18 protein-coding genes are annotated in these 16216 nt (G+C 67.8%); 14 read left to right on the top strand and 4 right to left on the bottom strand.

Annotation, left to right across the window (positions count from 1 at the left end):
- Nucleotides 1–255 precede the first annotated feature (255 nt).
- From FM111_RS08505 to FM111_RS08485, 5 genes are all read left to right on the top strand, one after another.
- Nucleotides 256–1104: a response regulator transcription factor gene (locus FM111_RS08505; RefSeq protein WP_256968163.1), complete on the top strand. Its 849-nt coding sequence runs from the start codon at nucleotides 256–258 to the stop codon at nucleotides 1102–1104.
- A 37-nt stretch (nucleotides 1105–1141) separates the two neighbouring features.
- Nucleotides 1142–1498, top strand: coding sequence for a hypothetical protein (locus FM111_RS08500; RefSeq protein ID WP_087140527.1), 357 nt, complete (start codon nucleotides 1142–1144; stop codon nucleotides 1496–1498).
- Nucleotides 1499–1509: 11 nt separating this feature from the next.
- Nucleotides 1510–1959 carry a hypothetical protein gene (locus tag FM111_RS08495; RefSeq protein WP_143276067.1) on the top strand — a complete coding sequence of 150 codons (450 nt, stop codon included), beginning with the start codon at nucleotides 1510–1512 and terminating at the stop codon, nucleotides 1957–1959.
- Nucleotides 1960–2045: 86 nt separating this feature from the next.
- Nucleotides 2046–2465: a TadE/TadG family type IV pilus assembly protein gene (locus tag FM111_RS08490; RefSeq protein ID WP_179205058.1), complete on the top strand. Its 420-nt coding sequence runs from the start codon at nucleotides 2046–2048 to the stop codon at nucleotides 2463–2465.
- Between the two features lies 1 nt (nucleotide 2466).
- On the top strand, nucleotides 2467–4110 hold the full coding sequence (locus FM111_RS08485; protein ID WP_256968162.1) for a TadG family pilus assembly protein: 1644 nt from the start codon (nucleotides 2467–2469) through the stop codon (nucleotides 4108–4110).
- A 22-nt stretch (nucleotides 4111–4132) separates the two neighbouring features.
- Here the strand turns inward: FM111_RS08485 and FM111_RS08480 are convergent, their stop codons facing one another.
- Nucleotides 4133–5488, bottom strand: coding sequence for a M23 family metallopeptidase (locus FM111_RS08480; RefSeq protein WP_087140525.1), 1356 nt, complete (start codon nucleotides 5486–5488; stop codon nucleotides 4133–4135).
- A gap of 425 nt (nucleotides 5489–5913) precedes the next feature.
- On the opposite strand from FM111_RS08480, the gene FM111_RS08475 reads away from it, so the two are divergent.
- The 4 genes from FM111_RS08475 (at nucleotide 5914) to FM111_RS08460 (ending at nucleotide 10013) form a co-directional block, all read left to right on the top strand.
- A complete protein-coding gene (locus FM111_RS08475; RefSeq protein ID WP_256968161.1) occupies nucleotides 5914–9039 on the top strand; it encodes a YdbH domain-containing protein in 3126 nt (1041 codons plus the stop codon).
- A gap of 88 nt (nucleotides 9040–9127) precedes the next feature.
- On the top strand, nucleotides 9128–9316 hold the full coding sequence (locus FM111_RS08470) for a YnbE family lipoprotein (RefSeq protein WP_040346241.1): 189 nt from the start codon (nucleotides 9128–9130) through the stop codon (nucleotides 9314–9316).
- Nucleotides 9317–9336: 20 nt separating this feature from the next.
- The gene (locus FM111_RS08465) at nucleotides 9337–9696 is read left to right on the top strand and encodes a YdbL family protein (protein WP_087140524.1); all 360 of its coding nucleotides are present in this window, start codon (nucleotides 9337–9339) and stop codon (nucleotides 9694–9696) included.
- Between the two features lie 8 nt (nucleotides 9697–9704).
- Nucleotides 9705–10013 carry a hypothetical protein gene (locus FM111_RS08460; RefSeq protein ID WP_087140523.1) on the top strand — a complete coding sequence of 103 codons (309 nt, stop codon included), beginning with the start codon at nucleotides 9705–9707 and terminating at the stop codon, nucleotides 10011–10013.
- Nucleotides 10014–10017: 4 nt separating this feature from the next.
- On the opposite strand, the gene FM111_RS08455 is transcribed toward FM111_RS08460, so the two are convergent.
- On the bottom strand, nucleotides 10018–11178 hold the full coding sequence (locus tag FM111_RS08455) for a DNA cytosine methyltransferase (protein ID WP_087140522.1): 1161 nt from the start codon (nucleotides 11176–11178) through the stop codon (nucleotides 10018–10020).
- A 97-nt stretch (nucleotides 11179–11275) separates the two neighbouring features.
- Between FM111_RS08455 and FM111_RS08450 the strand changes: the two genes are divergently transcribed.
- The 5 genes from FM111_RS08450 to FM111_RS08430 all read left to right on the top strand — a co-directional run bounded on the left by FM111_RS08450 (nucleotide 11276) and on the right by FM111_RS08430 (nucleotide 14908).
- On the top strand, nucleotides 11276–11722 hold the full coding sequence (locus FM111_RS08450; RefSeq protein WP_087140521.1) for a COG3650 family protein: 447 nt from the start codon (nucleotides 11276–11278) through the stop codon (nucleotides 11720–11722).
- 82 nt (nucleotides 11723–11804) lie between these two features.
- Complete coding sequence (locus FM111_RS08445; RefSeq protein WP_087140520.1) at nucleotides 11805–12938, top strand: acyltransferase family protein; 1134 nt, start codon at nucleotides 11805–11807, stop codon at nucleotides 12936–12938.
- Between the two features lie 32 nt (nucleotides 12939–12970).
- Nucleotides 12971–13501, top strand: coding sequence for a CHAP domain-containing protein (locus tag FM111_RS08440; RefSeq protein ID WP_087140519.1), 531 nt, complete (start codon nucleotides 12971–12973; stop codon nucleotides 13499–13501).
- Between the two features lie 56 nt (nucleotides 13502–13557).
- The gene (locus tag FM111_RS08435) at nucleotides 13558–14400 is read left to right on the top strand and encodes a tryptophan 2,3-dioxygenase (protein WP_234287603.1); all 843 of its coding nucleotides are present in this window, start codon (nucleotides 13558–13560) and stop codon (nucleotides 14398–14400) included.
- A gap of 58 nt (nucleotides 14401–14458) precedes the next feature.
- Complete coding sequence (locus tag FM111_RS08430; protein WP_087140518.1) at nucleotides 14459–14908, top strand: PA2169 family four-helix-bundle protein; 450 nt, start codon at nucleotides 14459–14461, stop codon at nucleotides 14906–14908.
- A 140-nt stretch (nucleotides 14909–15048) separates the two neighbouring features.
- Here the strand turns inward: FM111_RS08430 and rplS are convergent, their stop codons facing one another.
- The gene (gene rplS, locus FM111_RS08425) at nucleotides 15049–15465 is read right to left on the bottom strand and encodes a 50S ribosomal protein L19 (RefSeq protein ID WP_087140517.1); all 417 of its coding nucleotides are present in this window, start codon (nucleotides 15463–15465) and stop codon (nucleotides 15049–15051) included.
- A gap of 16 nt (nucleotides 15466–15481) precedes the next feature.
- Nucleotides 15482–16192: a tRNA (guanosine(37)-N1)-methyltransferase TrmD gene (trmD, locus tag FM111_RS08420; protein ID WP_087140516.1), complete on the bottom strand. Its 711-nt coding sequence runs from the start codon at nucleotides 16190–16192 to the stop codon at nucleotides 15482–15484.
- Nucleotides 16193–16216 lie beyond the last annotated feature (24 nt).

Genomic DNA, 16216 nt, shown 5'->3' with positions numbered 1-16216 from the left:
CCTTTCAAGGGGCGGACTCTAGCTCCGCGTGGAGGAAATTCTCAGGGGCACGTCACCAGCGCTTTTCAGCGTTGATGAAAGCGCGGGGCTTCAAGCCGGCGGGCGATGTCTACAACACGCTGTTCTGGCGCAGGGCCGAGGCTGAACTCGCTCTGTCGAGTCAGTGTTCCTGAAACAGCCGCCCCTTTGAGTCAGCGATAGTGGAATTGGAGTCGTAAGGGCGTTCCCGCGACCCTTTGTAGCGCTATGTAATTAATGAGTTTTCTGAAGCGGCGAGAGTCGATCTCGGTGAAATTCGACAATGATCTCCAATTTCCCAGACTCGTTCGGATCGTTGCGGGTGAACGGATGGGTTCGCCTGTTCCATCGGTTCGACCTCGGCGGCAAAAGTGCGCGACGGGTATGCTGGCTTGTGTCGTCCAGGACGGCGAGCGACACTTCATCGTCGAACGAACGTCGCAGGTGGAAGGCGTGACTGAATTCGTAGCGTTGCTGACCGAGCGAGAGCGCCAGTGCCTCCGTCTTGTCCATGCACACTTCAATTCGAAGCAGATCGCGCGGGAGCTGGGCATCCGCCCGGGCACGGTGGATCGACACTGCGAGAACGCGACCAGGAAGCTGCAGGTCGAGAACCGCATCGCGGCCGCGCTTGCGCTCGCGGCCCGCGAAGGGGTTGGGGGCGGCTCCCAATCGGGCTCATTCCCAATACTCGCCGAGGGGCTGATCGCATCGATTGGGGGCGCCGAAAGGACGCCCTATGTTTTCGAGCAACGATCCTATCCCCACCCTGCGTTGGGGCGAAGCCGAAGCCCTCTTCATGAAGATGGCGACGAGCGCCGCCAAACGCCGGATGCTCCCTCATCTCATGGAGGGCGCGCGCAAGCAGGCGCCCTTCCTGACGCCGACCGGCGTGATGAAGGAGCTGGCCTATATCGCAGCGGCCATGTTGGACGCGAACTTCGCGCCAACCCAGTCAGACTCGGGCGTCTGGGAAGCATCCTCGTCGTCTTCGGCGTCGCCGCCGCAGCCGCGTGGATCCTGACAGCCGCAGCCGGCGCCGAACAGTTCGCCTTCGTGCTGCAGAAGCTGCGGTACGGCTCCTGAAGGTTCGCCGGCTACAACACCGGAAGACACTGAACTGATGAAGAGAACCGAGCAGGCGATTCTGATCGCCTCGCGCATACAACGCGCGCTCAAAAGGGCCGAAGACGGCCAGGATCAATCGATCGAACGTCTTGGCGGTCTCGCCCAGGCTCTGACCCGGGGTCGAAAAGACGCGGGCCTGTCCGCCACCGTCGGCCAGCCGGCCTTTGACGCCCTGGCCAGGGCGATGGCGGCCCAGGTCGCCGCGCAGGCCGCGATGGTCGAACTGCACGAGGCCCTGGCCGATGTGAAGGAGACGACGCGTTTCCGCGGCGTGCAACTGGTCGGCCTGGACAAGCAGGACCAGCCGGTTCCCCGCAACGTTCGCCTCTCGCTTATTGAACGGGTGGGCTGAATCGCTCGAGGGTGGCATGGTTCGTCATGTCACCCATCTTTCTGTTCACCCTGATACTGCTGGCCGTTGCGACGGGACTCGCGATTGTTCGCGGCGGGTCTTGGGAGCGCGCAGTGGCGTTCGCCATCATCGTCGGGGGCGTGATCTCCGCCGTCGCCCCGTTTGATCATCGGTCGCCGCCCTGGTTTGCGATCGGCGCGGACGCAGGCGTGTTCCTGCTTCTTTTGTACGGCGTCGTCAGAAGCGGCCGTCGCTGGTTGATCGCGGCGGCAGGTTTCCAATTCCTGGTGCTGGCCACCCATTACGCCTTCGTCTCCAATCTGCGTTTGGAGCAGTGGGCCTATATCTCGGCCTATTACGTCTGGAGCATCGGCGTGATCGGGTCTCTCATCATAGGCAGCCTTGCAAGAAGGCGAAGCCGTTCGCCTCTCCAATCCGAGGCGCGCCCGGACGCGGGCTGAGCGTCTTTGGGCGTCGCGCCCGTTCATCACGCGCCTACATTCTCCTTTAAGTTGTATGTATGACGATCATCGCGTCATGAGGTGCGATGATGCGAAGCAATGCGCGTATCGAGGGCGGAAGGCGCGAGGGCGCCGCGGCGGTGGAGTTCGCCATTGTCGGGCCGGTGTTCATCCTGCTGCTGGTCGGGATGATCGTCTACGGCGCCTGGTTCTGGATGGCCCATTCCGTCCAGTCGGCCGTATCCGAGGGCGCGCGGGCGGCGATCGCGGGACTGGATGCAGCCGAGCGCGGACACCTGGCGCGCGAGGTGGTCGAGGCGCAGCTGAAAGATCTCGGCCTCAAGGCCGCTGACGCCGTTGTGGATGTGCGCGCCGAGCCGGGGCGGTTCCGGGTGGAGGTGGCCTATAACGCGGGCGGCCATCCGCTGATGGCCCTGTCGCCCCTGACCGTGCCGCCGCCTCGCATTATTCGTCGCTCCGCCGTCATCCGCATCGAGGAGAGCTGAGATGCGCTGGTCCCGACGTCTGGGCGATGACCGGGGCGGCGTGGCCGTCATGGCCGCCGTGTTCGGCGCGCTGATCTGCGTTTCCGCGGCGCTCGCCGTCGATGTCGGCTCCATGATGCTGAAGGGGCGTGAGGTGCAGGGCGCGGCGGACCTGTCGGCCCTGGCCGCCGCCCAGACCCTGTCGCAGCCCCTGGTGCGGAGCGAGGCCGCCGCCGCCGACACCGCTCACGCCAACCTGACGGATCTGACGGAGGTGCAGGTTCAGGTGGGCGGCTATGCCCCGGATCGTCGCTTGAAGCCGGCCGAACGCTTCACACCCGGCGGCGCCCAGCCGAACGCCGCTCGCGTGGTCCTGAGCGCGCCGGCGCCGCTCTATTTCGGCCGTTGGATCATGGGGCGAGACAGCGTGACGGTGTCCAAGTCGGCGACGGCGGCCCTGCCGGGCGGGCCGCCCAGCGCCATGTTCTCCATCGGCTCTCGACTGGCCGGGCTGGACGGTGGGCTGGCCAACGCCCTGTTGTCCAGCCTGTTGGGAAGCCAAGTGTCGCTGACGGTCATGGACTATCGCGCCCTGGCCGACGCGCGGGTCAATCTGCTGCAATTCTCGGACGCCCTGGCGGCGGAGCTGGGCGTCACGGCAGGCGACTATGACGCCCTTCTGGCGCACGAGGCCCAGACCGGCCAGGTGCTGAAGGCGTTGGAGGCCGTGGCCGGGTCCGATACGCAGAGCGTGCTGGGCAAGCTGACCCGCCTGCCGGCGAGCGCTACGGTGAAGCTGAATGAGCTGATCGGCGTCGAGGCGGATGCGCGCGAGGGCTTGCGGCGCGGGCTGGACGCGGAGGTCTCGGCGATGGACCTGCTGATGGCGACGCTGCAGACCGCCAATCAGGAGCGCCAGCTGGCTCTAGATGTGGGCGCCCGCACGGGGCTGGCGGATCTCGATGTCATGCTGGCCATCGGCGAGCGGCCCAACCGCGCGCCCTGGCTGACGGTGACCAGCACCGGCGAGCCGATCATCCGCACGGTGCAGACGCGCCTCTATCTGAAGGCGACGGCGTTGGACAAGCTGCCTCTGGTCGGCCTGTTGGCGCAGGTCAAAATTCCCATCCTGATCGAGGCGGCCAGCGCCGAGGCGCGTCTGAAGGCGGTGCAGTGCGAGGGGGCACCGCGCGTGTTGATCGAAGCGCGACCGGGCGTGGCGCGGGTGCGCCTGGGAGAGATCGACGAGAAGCGCCTGCGCGACTTCAAGTCCGAACTCAGGGTCAGTCCGGCCAAGCTGGTGTCGCTTCTGCTCATCACCATCGAGGGCAGCGCCGACATCCAGATCGCGGATATGGAGTGGAGCGAGCTGAGCTTCACCGGCTCGGAGATCGGTTCGAGCGCGCCCAAGAGCGTCAAGGCCAAGGGGTTTGTGAACGGCCTGCTGACGACTCTGCTGAGGGACACCAAGCTGACGGCCCTGGGTATACCGCTGCACCTCATCACCCAGCTGCTGGCGGCGATCCTGACGCCGCTGGGGCCGGTGCTGGACGGCGTGGTGCAGCCCCTGCTGGAGTTGCTTGGCGTCCGGCTAGGCGAGGCCGACGTCTGGGTGCATGGCGTGCGCTGTCCGAACCAGGGCGGGATTCCGCAACTGGTCGGCTGAGATCAGCGCTCGGGAGAGGCGTTCAGCTCTCGGCCGGACGCAGGCCCGTCGACGCTTGCTGGACGGCGGCCGGACGGCGCTGGCCGCCGGCGGCGATGACGCGGTCGATGCGGGCTTTTTCGGCGCGGAAGGCGGCCAGATCGGCGCCCGCCAGGACGGTGCCTTCCTGGGTCTTGATGCCGGCCGGATTGATCCGCTGGCCGTTGCGCCAGATTTCATAGTGCAGGTGCGGGCCGGTCGAGGCGCCGGTCGAACCGACGTAGGCCACGACCTGGCCCTGGGTCACGCGTTGGCCGGCGCGCATGCCCGAGGCGAAGCGCGACAGGTGGCCGTAGCCGCTTTCCAGGCCGTTCGAGTGGCGGATGCGCAGCCAGTTGCCGTAACCGCCCCAGCGACGGGCCTCGACCACCACGCCGTCGGCGGGGGCCACGACCGGCGTACCGGTGGAGGCGGCGAAGTCCATCCCCTGGTGCATCTTGCGATAGCCAGAGATGGGGTGGGTGCGGACGCCGAAGTTGGAGCTGACGCGGCGGAAGTTCTGCAGCGGGGTGCGCATCATGGCGGTGCGCGTGTTCTTGCCCGTGGCGTCGAAATATTGAGCCGTCTTCGAGCCCGCGGGCTGGAAGCGGTAGAAGGCGTGCCCCTTCAGTTCGGCGTAGAGCAGTTCGCCGGTTTCCACCGTGCGGCCCGATTCCGTGACCATGCGGTCGAAGACCAGGGTGAACTCGTCCGAGGCGCGCACGTCGCGCTGCATGTCGAACTTGTGGGCGAACAACTGGCTGGCGCGGCGCACCACGGCCGAGGTGGCGCCCAGTTCGCGGGCGCTGGCTGACAGAGAGCGCTGCACCTTGTCGTTGGCGACGACGGTTTCCTCGGTGACCTTCTCGTCCAGCGAGCGCAGGCGCAACGCGCCGTCGAAGCTGCGCGACACGGTCAGTTGGCTGGCCGGGCCGGTGCGCATGGTCAGGCCGATCAGGCGAGCGTCGCCCAGGCCGCCGCGCGGCTTGGATACGGCGGTCTCGAAGCGCAGGCCCGCGCGCATGTCGTTCAGGTCAAAGGCGCTGGCGACGGTGGCGGCGACGGCCTTGGCCTCGTCGGCGCCGATGCCCGTGCGGCGCACGGCCTGTTCGAAGGTCTCGCCGCGGCGAATCTGGACGGGAATGGCTTCCGGGGCGGTCATGCCGGCCGGGGCGGCGGCGGCGGCGTAGGCCTGAGCTTCCAGCGATTCGATCTGCGCCGCAGTCAGGGCCGGAACTTCCTCGGCCTTCACCTGTTCATATCCACGACCGGCCAGCAGGGCGATGCCCACGGCGGCGCAAGTCGTCAGCAGGTGCGGCGCGAGCCGGACGGGCTGGCGGCGAGGATCGAACTGAGCCATGGGTCCCCGGCAAGTCGGCGACGCGTTCCGCGCCAAAACAGTCGAATCTCGACGCGTCTGCCGGTCGCCCAGCGAACGCGAAGCGAGCCGTATAGCCCGCACGTCCCATCTTGGGAAGATGGAATGTTACGATTGGTTAACGTGGCGGCGATGAGGTGCAGTAATTTAGCGTTCTGCGTGAGTCTCGCGCCAAACTTCGCCTTCTTGTAGTCGAGGTCGACTGGTAGTGGCTGAGGTGTCACGCCGCAGTGCTCATTCTGCAACGACTGTTGTCGTAACGCATTCTGTGGCGTTGTTCCCTTTCCTGTTAAGTTGAACACCCAACGCCCTTGACCGACGACATCGCCTCCTCAGGGTCCGACGCCGGATCCGCTCATTCCTCTGGCGCGCCGTCCGGAAAGGGCAGGCCGCGTCCGCGGCTGCGATTGGCGGTCCGGACGCTGCTGATCCTGCTGGCGCTTCTGCTGGTGCTGGCGGCGACGCTGTATCTGAACCTGCGCGCGGCGGCGCGGGAGCTGCTGGTCGGCTGGCTGGACCGCAAGGGCATAGACGCCGATGTCGAGGTCGAACGGTTGGAGCTGAACGGCTTCGTCGGCAAGGTCTCCATCGGCGATCCCAAGAACCCCGACTTCAAGGTCGAGCGGGTCGAGGTCGACTACGCTGTGGGCCTGCCGTGGTCGAAGGCCGGCCTGGGCGTGACGCCCAGCCGCGTCCGTCTGGTCCGTCCGATCGTGCGCGCGGCGTGGAAGGACGGCAAGCTGTCGCTGGGCAGCCTCGATCCCCTGGTCGAGGAATTCACCGGCAAGCCGCCCAAGCCGGATTCGCGCGCGCCCCTGGTCATCGTCGAAGGCGGCCAGGCGCGGCTCGACACCGAATACGGCCCGCTGCGCCTGCTGGCGGACGCGCGGATCGACGACGGCAAGCTGATGCGGCTGTCGGGACGGATGCCTGCCGCTTCGCTCAAGAGCGGCGAGACCGAGGCGCGAGGCCTGGCCGGCGTCATCGAGGTGACGACCGTGGGCGACCGCATGGCGGTGAAGCTGGACGCCCAGGCCGAGCGCTTCGCTGCGGCGGGCGCCGGCGGTCAGGGCGCGGCCTTGAGTCTCAGCGGAGACCTGCCCTACCCGGACATGAAGACCCGGCGCGGCGACGGCCGGGTGGGTCTGACCGCGCGGCTGACGGCGGACGAACTGGCGGGCGCCGGGACGGCGGCGCGTCAGGCGGTCGCGACGATGGAATTCGCCGGGGCGGTCGAAGGCTGGCTCAACGCCTATAGCCTCAAGGGCGAGGCGAAGGCTGCGGCCTCGGCCGACCGGCTCCAGGGCGAAGGGGTGGATGTCCGCCAGGCGACGCTGGACCTTAATCGCCTGACCCTGTCGACGTCGGGCGGGACCGAGGGGCGGGAGATGAAGTGGCGCGCGGCCTCGCCCTTGCGGCTGACGGCGGCGTCGGGTCGGTTCGGCGAGGCCCGCCTGACCCAGGCGGTCGTCGCCTCGACCGCGATCGAGGCGGGCGGCAAGGGCGGCGCCTTCGAAGTGCAGGGGCCGGCGACCCTGACCGCGAGACGGCTGGCGACCGGCGACGTGACCCTGGACGGCGCGCGGGGGCGTCTGGACTTCGATCTGGTGCGGGACTCCATCACGCGGATCAGCGCGACCGGCGCATTGGGGGCGGATCGGGTTTCGGCGCCGGTGCTGGGCGCGCCGCTGGTCGACGATCTTCCGGAACTGGCCGAGTTGAAGCGGGCGCTGGGGGCCTTCGCCCTGGACGCGCCCCAGGTGCGGCTGGTCAGCGACAACGCTGGGGTTGAATTGGCCCTGCTGCGGCCGATCACCGCCCGCCCGGCCAACGGCGGCGAACTGAGGCTGTCGTCGGCGACGGGACCTGTTCTGTCCCTGACGGCGGACGGAGCGACGCGCGGGGCCTTCAGCGTGGCGTCGATGCACGGCGGCGGCCTGCCCGAGGCGCGCTTCGACGACGTGCAATGGCGTCTGACGCCGGGCGGATTCGCGGCGAGGCTGAAGGGGCAGGCGGCCCTGGACTTCGGTCCGGCGCGCGGCGTCGCCTTCAGCACCCAGGGCGACCTGGCCTCGGCGGGCGGACGTCTGACCTATACGGCGAGCGACTGCATCCCGGTGACGATGAACAAGCTCGACCTGGGCGAGAACTCGGTCGAGACCGTGTCCGGTCGCGTCTGCCCGACGTCGGCGCCCTTGTTCGTTGTTCAGAACGGCGCCTGGCGCGCACAGGCGCGGCTGGTCGATGTGGCGGCGACGGCGCCCGTCTTCGAGGTCGGTTTCACGGGCGCCGAGGGCGATTTGGTCGTCGACGGCGCGGCCAAGGGGCTGTCGATGCGGGTGGGCGTCAGTCAGGCTCAAGTCTCCGACACGGCCGATCCGGTCCGCTTCCTGCCGCTTCAGGCCAAGGGCGAGGCGCGGCTGGCGGGCGACGTCTGGACGGCCGGCTTCGATCTCGGCCGACTGGATCACGCTGTCGGCCGCGTCGACGTGCGCCATGACGTTCAGGCCGAAGCGGGCGGGGCGGTGATCTCGGCGCTCAACCTGGCCTTCACCGAGCATGGGCTTCAGCCGGACGACCTCAGCCCGCTCGTCGCCGACTATGTGAAGTCGCCGGTCGAAGGTTCGGCCGGGTTCGAGGGGCGTTTCGACTGGACGGCCGAGGGGGCGACCAGTTCGGGCGTCCTGACCGTGCCGGAGCTGGACTTCACCAGCCCGGCGGGCAAGGTCCAGGGGCTGAAGGGGCGGGTGGAGTTCACCAGCCTGACGCCGCTGATCACCGCCCCGAACCAGACGCTGACCGCCGATCGGGTGCAGACGGTGACGCCGCTGACCGATCTTCAGCTGTCCTTTGGTCTGGACGAAAAGGCCCTGACCATCGGCGGCGGCCAGATCCAGGCGGCGGGCGGGCGCATCAGCGTTGAGCCTCTGTCCCTGCCGCTGACGCCGGGCGAGGGCTGGGGCGGGGTGGTCGTGGTCGAAGGCGTGCAACTGAACGAACTGCTGAAGAGCGCCAATCTTCAGGACAAGGCCGAGTTCGACGCCGTGGTGTCGGGGCGGCTGCCCTTCACCTATGACCCCAAGGACGGCTGGCGCATCGTCGGCGGCGTGCTGAACGGGGTGCGGCCCGGCCGTCTGTCGATCCAGCCTCAGGTGTTCGACGACCTGGCCGCCGACGGCGGGGGCGAGGCGGGCGTTCCGCCCAACACCATGCAGGATCTGGCCTATCAGGCCATGCAGGATCTGGCGATCAGCGACCTGACCGCCGAGGTCAACAGCCTGGATCAGGGCCGCCTGGGCGTCCGGTTCCGCATCAACGGCCGCCACGATCCGCCCGAGCGCGAGCAGCTTCGCCTGACCTTCATGGAGCTGATCCGCCGCGACTTCCTGAACAAGAAGCTGAATCTGCCGTCGGATACGCCGATCGACCTGACGCTGGACACGACCTGGAACGCCAACCAGATCATCTCGGATCTGCTGGAATATGCGCGTCGTGGCGAGACGCCTGTGCTGACGACGGATGAAACGCCTTGAGTCACGGTCGCGCTTTGTTCAGAACCCATTCACACGCCGCAGCGTTTAATGGCGGTGACTTCCAACGCCGCCTTCGGAGATCGGCCTCATGATCAGCAAGCGTCAGATCGTCGCCATGCTCGGCCTCGGCGCCGTCAGCCTGGCCGCATGCGCGCCTACGGTGAACATCAAGTTCAGCGAGCCGCTGCAGATCTATGCCAAGCTCGACGCCGACATCCGCATCAAGCTGGACCAGGAACTGCAGAACCTGCTCCGCGAAAACCCCAACCTGTTCTGAATGTGAAAGGGGGCTTTGACATGACTTACCGCAAACTCTTCGTGGCTGTGGCCGCTGTCGCTGCTCTGGGCGTCGCCGCCGGCGCCGCCGTGGCTCAGACCGCCTCGCAGAAGGCCCTGGTCGATCAGGCCAAGGCCGCCGGCACGGCGGGCGAGCAGGCTGACGGCTATGTCGGCGTGCGCACCTCGGTCGACGGCGACACCCAGGCCGCCATCAGCGCGACCAACGCCGGTCGCCGTCAGGCCTACGCCCGCAGCGCCGCTGACGCCGGCACCTCCGCCGAAGTGGCGGGCGCTCGGATGTTCGAGACCCAGCTGCTGCCGCGCATCAGCTCGGGCCAGTGGTACAAGAACGCCCAGGGCCAGTGGGTCCAGCGCTGAGCTGAGCCATGACATCGACCTTCAGAGGCGGCCGACTGGTCCGGCTTCTGAGGTCGTTGATCCTCGCCGTCGCCATATCGGCCGTCAGCACGCTTGGGCTGGCGGCCTATTGGCGTCTGATCGGCGGCGGCGAGATGAGCCTGCACGGCTGGATCGCCATGGGGCTGGGCGTGCTGGGCACGGTCGGCCTGGCCTGGGGGCTGATGGCCCTGGCTTTCCGGTCTGATCGCGACGGCTGGGATGATCGGGTCGATAACCACCTGGATCCCGGCATCGAGGGCGCCGAGGACCGCAAGGACGACGACCTCTACTATTGAGGCTTCAGGCGGCGACGTCCGCCTGGCCGGAGAGGGCGGGCAGGAACAGGCCGCGCGCCAGGGCGTCCACCACCGGCACCGCCACGGCGTCGCCCATCAGCTTCAGCGACGCGCTTTCGCTGGCGGGCAGGCGATAGGCGTCGGCGACCCCCATCAGCCGCGCGGCTTCGCGCCCGGTCAGCCGACGCATGGCCACGCGGCCGCCCTCGACGATCACCACATACTGACGCGATGAGCCGCCCGACGGCGTGCGCAGGCACCCGGCCAGACCGTCGAAGCGCATCTCCAGCCGCTGCAGCTTTTCGCCGTTCTTGACCCGCACCCGGCGGAAGGCCGCGCCGACGCGCCGCTCGCCCGAGGCCTTGAGCGTCTCAAGCCGCGCGCGGTGCAGCGGCGACAGCATGGCCAGCAGGGTTTGGGTCTCCGCCTCGTCGAAGCAGGGAGCGTCGGCCTCCAGCACGGTCGCCAGGTCGTGGTTGCGACGCGGCGGAGCGGCCAGACGCCACCAGGCCCAGGCCGTCTTCACCGGCTCGGGCAGCCGCTCCCAGGCGGCGATCAGGCGCGAGGAATGGAAGGGCTGGGCGGGGGCGGACAGGCGCGGTCCCTCGACGCCGCGCATGGCGATGATGAACAGGCGCGGGCGCGACTGCGGCAGCCACAGACCGGCGTCGATCTCCAGGGCGCCGACCGTATAGCCCGCCTCGGCCATGGCCCCGCAGACGGCGGCGAAGTCCTGGCCCTCGCCCGAGGTCAGCAGGCCGACGACGTTCTCCAGCACGATGATCGGCGGGGCGCGGCCCTCGGCGTCCAGCCCCTGCATCAGCTTCCAGAAGCCCCAGAAGGCGCCTGAGCGCTGGGCCTTCAGCCCGCCGCGCGCGCCCGCCAGGCTGACGTCCTGACACGGCGACGACGCCCAGCACAGGTCGGGCGCGCCCGGAACCTGATCCGGCGTCACCGTCCAGACGTCGGCGTGGACCAGCGGCGTTTCGGGGTGGTTGGCGCGAAAGGCGCGGGCCTTGGCCGCGTCGATGTCGTTGGCCAGGACGGTGCGGAAACCGGCGCCGTCCAGATTCAGCCCTAGCCCCGCCAGACCGCCCCCCGCGAAGAACTCGCAGGCCGTGAAGGCGGTGCCTGCGTCTGCAATCGGGACGGAGCGAATCGACATGAGGGCACATTAACTCAGGCGAGCCGCTTTGGCGCCTGCCTTGACGGGGCGAAGGCAAACCGGGACTCTGGCCGCGAACGTTTCAGAAAGGACCGCCATGCGCGTCGCCCTCCTCTCCGCCGCCGCCCTGTCTTTGGTCGCCTGTTCCCAGCCTGCTGAAAAGGCGCCGGACGCCGCCAAGGCCGAGCCGCGCGCTCTGGCGGGCGTCGATCTGGACCAGCCGGTGCGGGTGCTGGGGACCGAGCCGTTCTGGGCGGTGGAGATCAAGCCGGACGGCCTGACCTATTCCGGCGTCGACCGGGCCGAGCAGAAGGCCGCCAATCCCGGTCCGACGCTGCAGGGCACGCTGGCCAGCTGGACGACCAAGACCGAGGCCGGGACGGATCTGACTGTCACCTTGACGGCGACGGATTGCTCGGACGGCATGAGCGACCGCACCTATCCCCTGACCGCCAAGGTCGAGATCGGCGACGAGACCCTGACCGGCTGCGCCGCCGCAACGGCTGCCATCGAGAGGGCCGGGGAGAGCGGCCGCGTAGAGTAAGGCGAAGCTGGCGCCCGGCTTGCATTGAGCGCTGTTACGCGGCCGGGCTGTCTCCGGTCGGTTCACCGGCCAGGATGGTCCCATGACGCCCGTAGCGACGCCGATCGACATCCGTCCCCTGACCTCGCTCAGGTTCCTCGCGGCCCTGTGGGTCGTGGTCTATCTGATGTGGCCCAATCTGGCGGTCGGCGGCATGCCTGCGCTGGCGGCCAAGGGCTATCTGGGGGTCGAGCTCTTCTTCGTCCTGTCGGGCTTCATCCTCAGCCACGTCTATCTCCAAGCGTTCGGCGAGAAGCGGTTCGGCTACAAGAGCTTCCTGTGGGCGCGCATCGCGCGGGTCTATCCGCTGCACCTGTTCACCCTGTTCGGCGTCATGGCTTTGGGGCTGGCGGCGACGGCGGCGGGCATGGCGATCGACGCCAGCATCCTCAGCTGGAAGACGCTGCTGCCCAACCTGCTGATGGTCCACGCCTGGGGCTTTGCGGGCGAGGCGGGCTGGAACCACCCGTCCTGGTCGATCTCGGCCGAGTGGTTCGCCTATCTGACCTTCCCCGTCTTCGCTGCTGCGGCGTGGAAGCTGCGGCACCGGCCGTGGCTGGCGACGGGGGCGTCGGCCTTGTTTTTGGTCGCCCTCTATGTCGGGTTCGAGCGCGTCGCCGGCTATCGCCTGACCGAGGCGACGTTCAAATGGGGCGCGCTGCGGATCGTGCCCTGCTTCGCCTACGGCTGCGCCCTCTACCTAGTCTATCGCCGGGCGCCCCTGCCGCGCGCGGGCCTGCTGGCTTTGGCGGCGGCGGTCGTGACGGCGCTCAGCGCCTCGCTGATGAGCTGGGACGGGATCACCGTCCTGTCCGGCGGCCTGCTGATCCTGGCTCTGGCCAGCATTCCGGCGAGCAAGGCGGGCGTCCTGGGGTCGGCGCCCGCAGTCTATCTCGGCGAGATCAGCTATGCGGTCTATATGCTGTGCGCCCCGTGGCAGATCCTGGCGGTCAATGTCGCGGCGCGCCTGACCGGGGCGGAAGACAAGCAGCTTCCCCTCGTGTTGTGGCTGGCGATCATCGCGGGCTTGATTGTCGCGGCTGCGATTGTTCATCAACTGATCGAGCGCCCGGCCCGCCGTTTCCTGCGCGGATGGGCGCAGACGCGTCGATCATCTGTGGATCAACCGGGGAAACAGTCGGAAACAGTTCTTCAACCTTCTGATCCTATCGTCTAAGGCTTGTCCGCGTTCAGTCGGGAGCACGCCAGATGATGAAACGGCTCACAGCCGCCGCCCTTGCGGCAAGCCTAGGCTTTTTCGCCTTCACCACGACCCCGGCCCAGGCCGGTGATCCCTACTGGCAGTGCGTGACCTTCGCGCGCATGTTCTCGGGCATTCAGATCTTCGGCGACGCATGGACCTGGTGGCGTCAGGCCGTCAGCAAGTTCCGCACGGGCGACGCGCCTGAGACCGGCTCGGTGCTGGTGTTCCAGCCCCACGGCCGCATGAGCGCCGGTCACGTCGCCGTCGTCTCCGACGTCCTGACCGACCGCGTGATCCGCGTCACCCACGCCAACTGGGGCGGCAGCCGCGGCAAGGTCGAGGAAAACGTCACCGTCGTGGACGTCTCGTCCTCGGGCGACTGGAGCCGGGTGAAGGTCTGGTACAACCCGATCAACGATCTGGGCACCACCGTCTATCCGACCTACGGCTTCATCTATAACGGCGCCCGCGACGCCTTCGCCAACGGCCGCCAGATGGCCGCCAACGCCGTCGCTGACGGTCGCGCCGCCAACTAGTTTTTCGAATGAAAAAGGGTCTGGCCCCGCCCGGCTGATCGGGCGATAGCTGGCGTATGACCGAAGCAAACGACATCCGCGGACACGCTATCGAGACGGCCAAGCATGAGCCGCAGGGCGTGACCTACGCCGGCTATCTGGCGCTCGACGACATCCTGTCCGCCCAGAAGCCGCGCTCCGACCAGCATGACGAGATGCTGTTCGTCATCATCCACCAGACCAAGGAACTGTGGCTCAAGCAGATCCTGCACGAGGTGGCCCTGGCGCAGACGCTGGTGCGCGCCGGCGATCTGGTGCCCGCCTACAAGAGCCTGGCCCGCGTCAGCCGCATCCAGTCGGTGATGACCCAGAGCTGGGACATCCTGGCCACCATGACGCCCGCCGACTACCTGAAGTTCCGCGGCGACCTGGGCGCCAGTTCGGGCTTCCAGAGCGACCAGTTCCGCCGCCTGGAGACTATGCTGGGCCTGAAAGACCCGCGCTTCCTGCGTTTCCACGCCGAACGCCCGGACGCCCATGCGGCGTTGCAGGCCGCGCTGGAATCGCCCAGCCTCTACGATGACGCCCTGCGCCAACTGGCCAAGGCGGGTCTGCCGGTGCCGGAGGCCGTGCTCAACCGCGACGTCAGCCAGTCCTATGAAGCGAACGAGGGCGTCGAGGCGGCCTGGCTGGAGGTCTATCGCGATACCGAACGCTGGTGGCCCCTGTATCAACTGGCCGAGAAGCTGGTCGATCTGGACGACGCCTTGCTGACATGGCGGCACAAGCACGTCGTGACGGTCGAGCGCATCATCGGCCGCCGCCAGGGGACGGGCGGCACCGACGGCGTCGGCTATCTGGTCGAGACGCTGAAGCGCCGCTGCTTCCCTGAACTGTGGTCGCTGCGCACCAAGCTGTGACGCTGGAAACCTTCGCCGCTGGCAGGGGTTTCCCTATGGACAGCAACGGAGGTTTCCGATGAGCGGCAACAGCCACGACATCAAGGTCCTCAACGGTTTGGTCGAGGGGCTGGTCGACAGCGCCGACGGCTATCATCAAGCCGCCGTGGAGACGGCGGATGGACCCTATAGCACATGGTTCGAGGCGCGGGCGGCCGAGCGGCGTCGTCTGGCTGAAACGTTCAAGGCGGCGGTGCGCGACCGCGGCGGCTCGCCCGAGGAGGACGCCTCCATCCTGGCCAAGGCGCAGCGCGCCTTCATGGACGTGAAGCACGCCCTGCTACGCAACGACGCCTCGGTGCTGGGGACGGTGGAGACCGGCGAGGAACAGTTGACCGCGCGCTTCGAGCGGGCGTTGGCTGACGAAGGGCTGTCTGCCACGACCAAGGAGACCATCCGCCGCGCCTATGCCGATGTGCAGCAGGGGCGCGAGCAGCTCAGCGTTCTGAAGCGCGGATTGGCAGGCTAGAGACAAAGCGCTTCTCCTTCCCCTTCATGGGGAGGGAGAGGGAAGCAGCGAGCCGTCGCGCGGCGAGCGTTAGCGCACTAAAAAAGCCCCGGCGTTTCCGCCGGGGCTTTTGATCTTCAGCGCGAAGCCGAAGCCTGAAATCAGGCCTCGTCGCCGGCCTTTTCGGTCGTGCCGGTGGCCGGGACGGCGACCTTGCGGGCCGTCTGGCGCTCGGCGATACGGGCCGACTTACCGCGACGGTCGCGCAGGTAGTACAGCTTGGCGCGACGGACGACGCCGCGACGCTTCACTTCGATGGAGTCGACGTTCGGCGACAGGATCGGGAAGCGACGCTCCACGCCTTCGCCGAACGAAATCTTGCGGACCGTGAAGGTCTCGTTGATGCCGCCGCCGTCACGGGCGATGCAGACGCCTTCGAACGCCTGGATGCGTTCGCGCTCGCCTTCCTTGATGCGCACGTTGACGCGCAGGGTGTCGCCCGGCTGGAATTCGGGGATGGTCTTGCCTTCGAGCAGGCGGGCTTTTTCTTCGGCAGCGAGCTGCTGGACGATGTTCATAGTGTCTCTCCGGAGCTTATTTGCTCTTTAGCTGTAAGTTGGCGAGATGCCGCTCCCAGAGATCCGGGCGCCGCTCCCGCGTGGTCGTTTCCCTTTGTTCCTGACGCCATTTGGCGATCTTCTTGTGATCGCCTGACAACAGGATCTCCGGGATGTCGTGGCCCTCGAACGTCCGCGGTCGCGTGTACTGCGGATGCTCAAGCAGGTCGTCCTCGAAGCTCTCGGTGGACAGGCTTTCCGCCGCACCCAGAACCCCCGGAACCAACCGGACGCACGCCTCGATCGCCACCATGGCCGCCGCCTCGCCGCCGGCGAGCACCGCGTCCCCGACGGAGACCTCCTCGAACCCCCGGGCGTCGAGCACCCGCTGGTCCACCCCCTCGAAACGGCCGCACAGGACGACGATGCCGTCGGCCTTGGCCCATTCCGTCACTCGCGCCTGCGTCAGGGGTCGACCGCGTGCGCTCATGTACAAAAGCGGCCTAGGCGGGCCTTCCAGGCTGTCGAGAGCCCTGGCCACCACGTCCGCTTTAAGCACCTGACCGGGACCGCCACCCGCAGGGGTGTCGTCCAGGAAGCCGCGCTTATCTTCGGAAAACGCGCGAATGTCCAGCGTCTGCAAGTCCCACAGCCCCTTCTCGCGCCAGGCGGTGCCGATCAGCGACACCCCCAGCGGTCCGGGAAAGGCCTCGGGAAACATGGTCAGGACGGTGGCGGTAAAGGGCATGGCGGCCCTTTACCGCTCTACTGC

It is taken from the genome of Brevundimonas diminuta 3F5N (assembly GCF_900163625.1).
In the GTDB taxonomy this organism is placed as follows: domain Bacteria; phylum Pseudomonadota; class Alphaproteobacteria; order Caulobacterales; family Caulobacteraceae; genus Brevundimonas; species Brevundimonas diminuta_A.
This window is presented reverse-complemented; position numbering and strand designations above follow the sequence as displayed.

Bases quoted from the DNA above. Each gene is read 5' to 3' on its own strand.
- rplS (WP_087140517.1), bottom strand. From the start codon at position 15,465: ATGAACATCGTCCAGCAGCTCGCTGCCGAAGAAAAAGCCCGCCTGCTC.
- FM111_RS08505 (WP_256968163.1), top strand. From the start codon at position 256: ATGAGTTTTCTGAAGCGGCGAGAGTCGATCTCGGTGAAATTCGACAAT.
- FM111_RS08445 (WP_087140520.1), top strand. From the start codon at position 11,805: ATGACGCCCGTAGCGACGCCGATCGACATCCGTCCCCTGACCTCGCTC.
- FM111_RS08485 (WP_256968162.1), top strand. From the start codon at position 2,467: ATGCGCTGGTCCCGACGTCTGGGCGATGACCGGGGCGGCGTGGCCGTC.
- FM111_RS08500 (WP_087140527.1), top strand. From the start codon at position 1,142: ATGAAGAGAACCGAGCAGGCGATTCTGATCGCCTCGCGCATACAACGC.
- FM111_RS08430 (WP_087140518.1), top strand. From the start codon at position 14,459: ATGAGCGGCAACAGCCACGACATCAAGGTCCTCAACGGTTTGGTCGAG.
- FM111_RS08440 (WP_087140519.1), top strand. From the start codon at position 12,971: ATGATGAAACGGCTCACAGCCGCCGCCCTTGCGGCAAGCCTAGGCTTT.
- trmD (WP_087140516.1), bottom strand. From the start codon at position 16,192: ATGCCCTTTACCGCCACCGTCCTGACCATGTTTCCCGAGGCCTTTCCC.
- FM111_RS08435 (WP_234287603.1), top strand. From the start codon at position 13,558: ATGACCGAAGCAAACGACATCCGCGGACACGCTATCGAGACGGCCAAG.
- FM111_RS08470 (WP_040346241.1), top strand. From the start codon at position 9,128: ATGATCAGCAAGCGTCAGATCGTCGCCATGCTCGGCCTCGGCGCCGTC.
- FM111_RS08455 (WP_087140522.1), bottom strand. From the start codon at position 11,178: ATGTCGATTCGCTCCGTCCCGATTGCAGACGCAGGCACCGCCTTCACG.
- FM111_RS08490 (WP_179205058.1), top strand. From the start codon at position 2,046: ATGATGCGAAGCAATGCGCGTATCGAGGGCGGAAGGCGCGAGGGCGCC.
- FM111_RS08465 (WP_087140524.1), top strand. From the start codon at position 9,337: ATGACTTACCGCAAACTCTTCGTGGCTGTGGCCGCTGTCGCTGCTCTG.
- FM111_RS08450 (WP_087140521.1), top strand. From the start codon at position 11,276: ATGCGCGTCGCCCTCCTCTCCGCCGCCGCCCTGTCTTTGGTCGCCTGT.
- FM111_RS08460 (WP_087140523.1), top strand. From the start codon at position 9,705: ATGACATCGACCTTCAGAGGCGGCCGACTGGTCCGGCTTCTGAGGTCG.
- FM111_RS08480 (WP_087140525.1), bottom strand. From the start codon at position 5,488: ATGGCTCAGTTCGATCCTCGCCGCCAGCCCGTCCGGCTCGCGCCGCAC.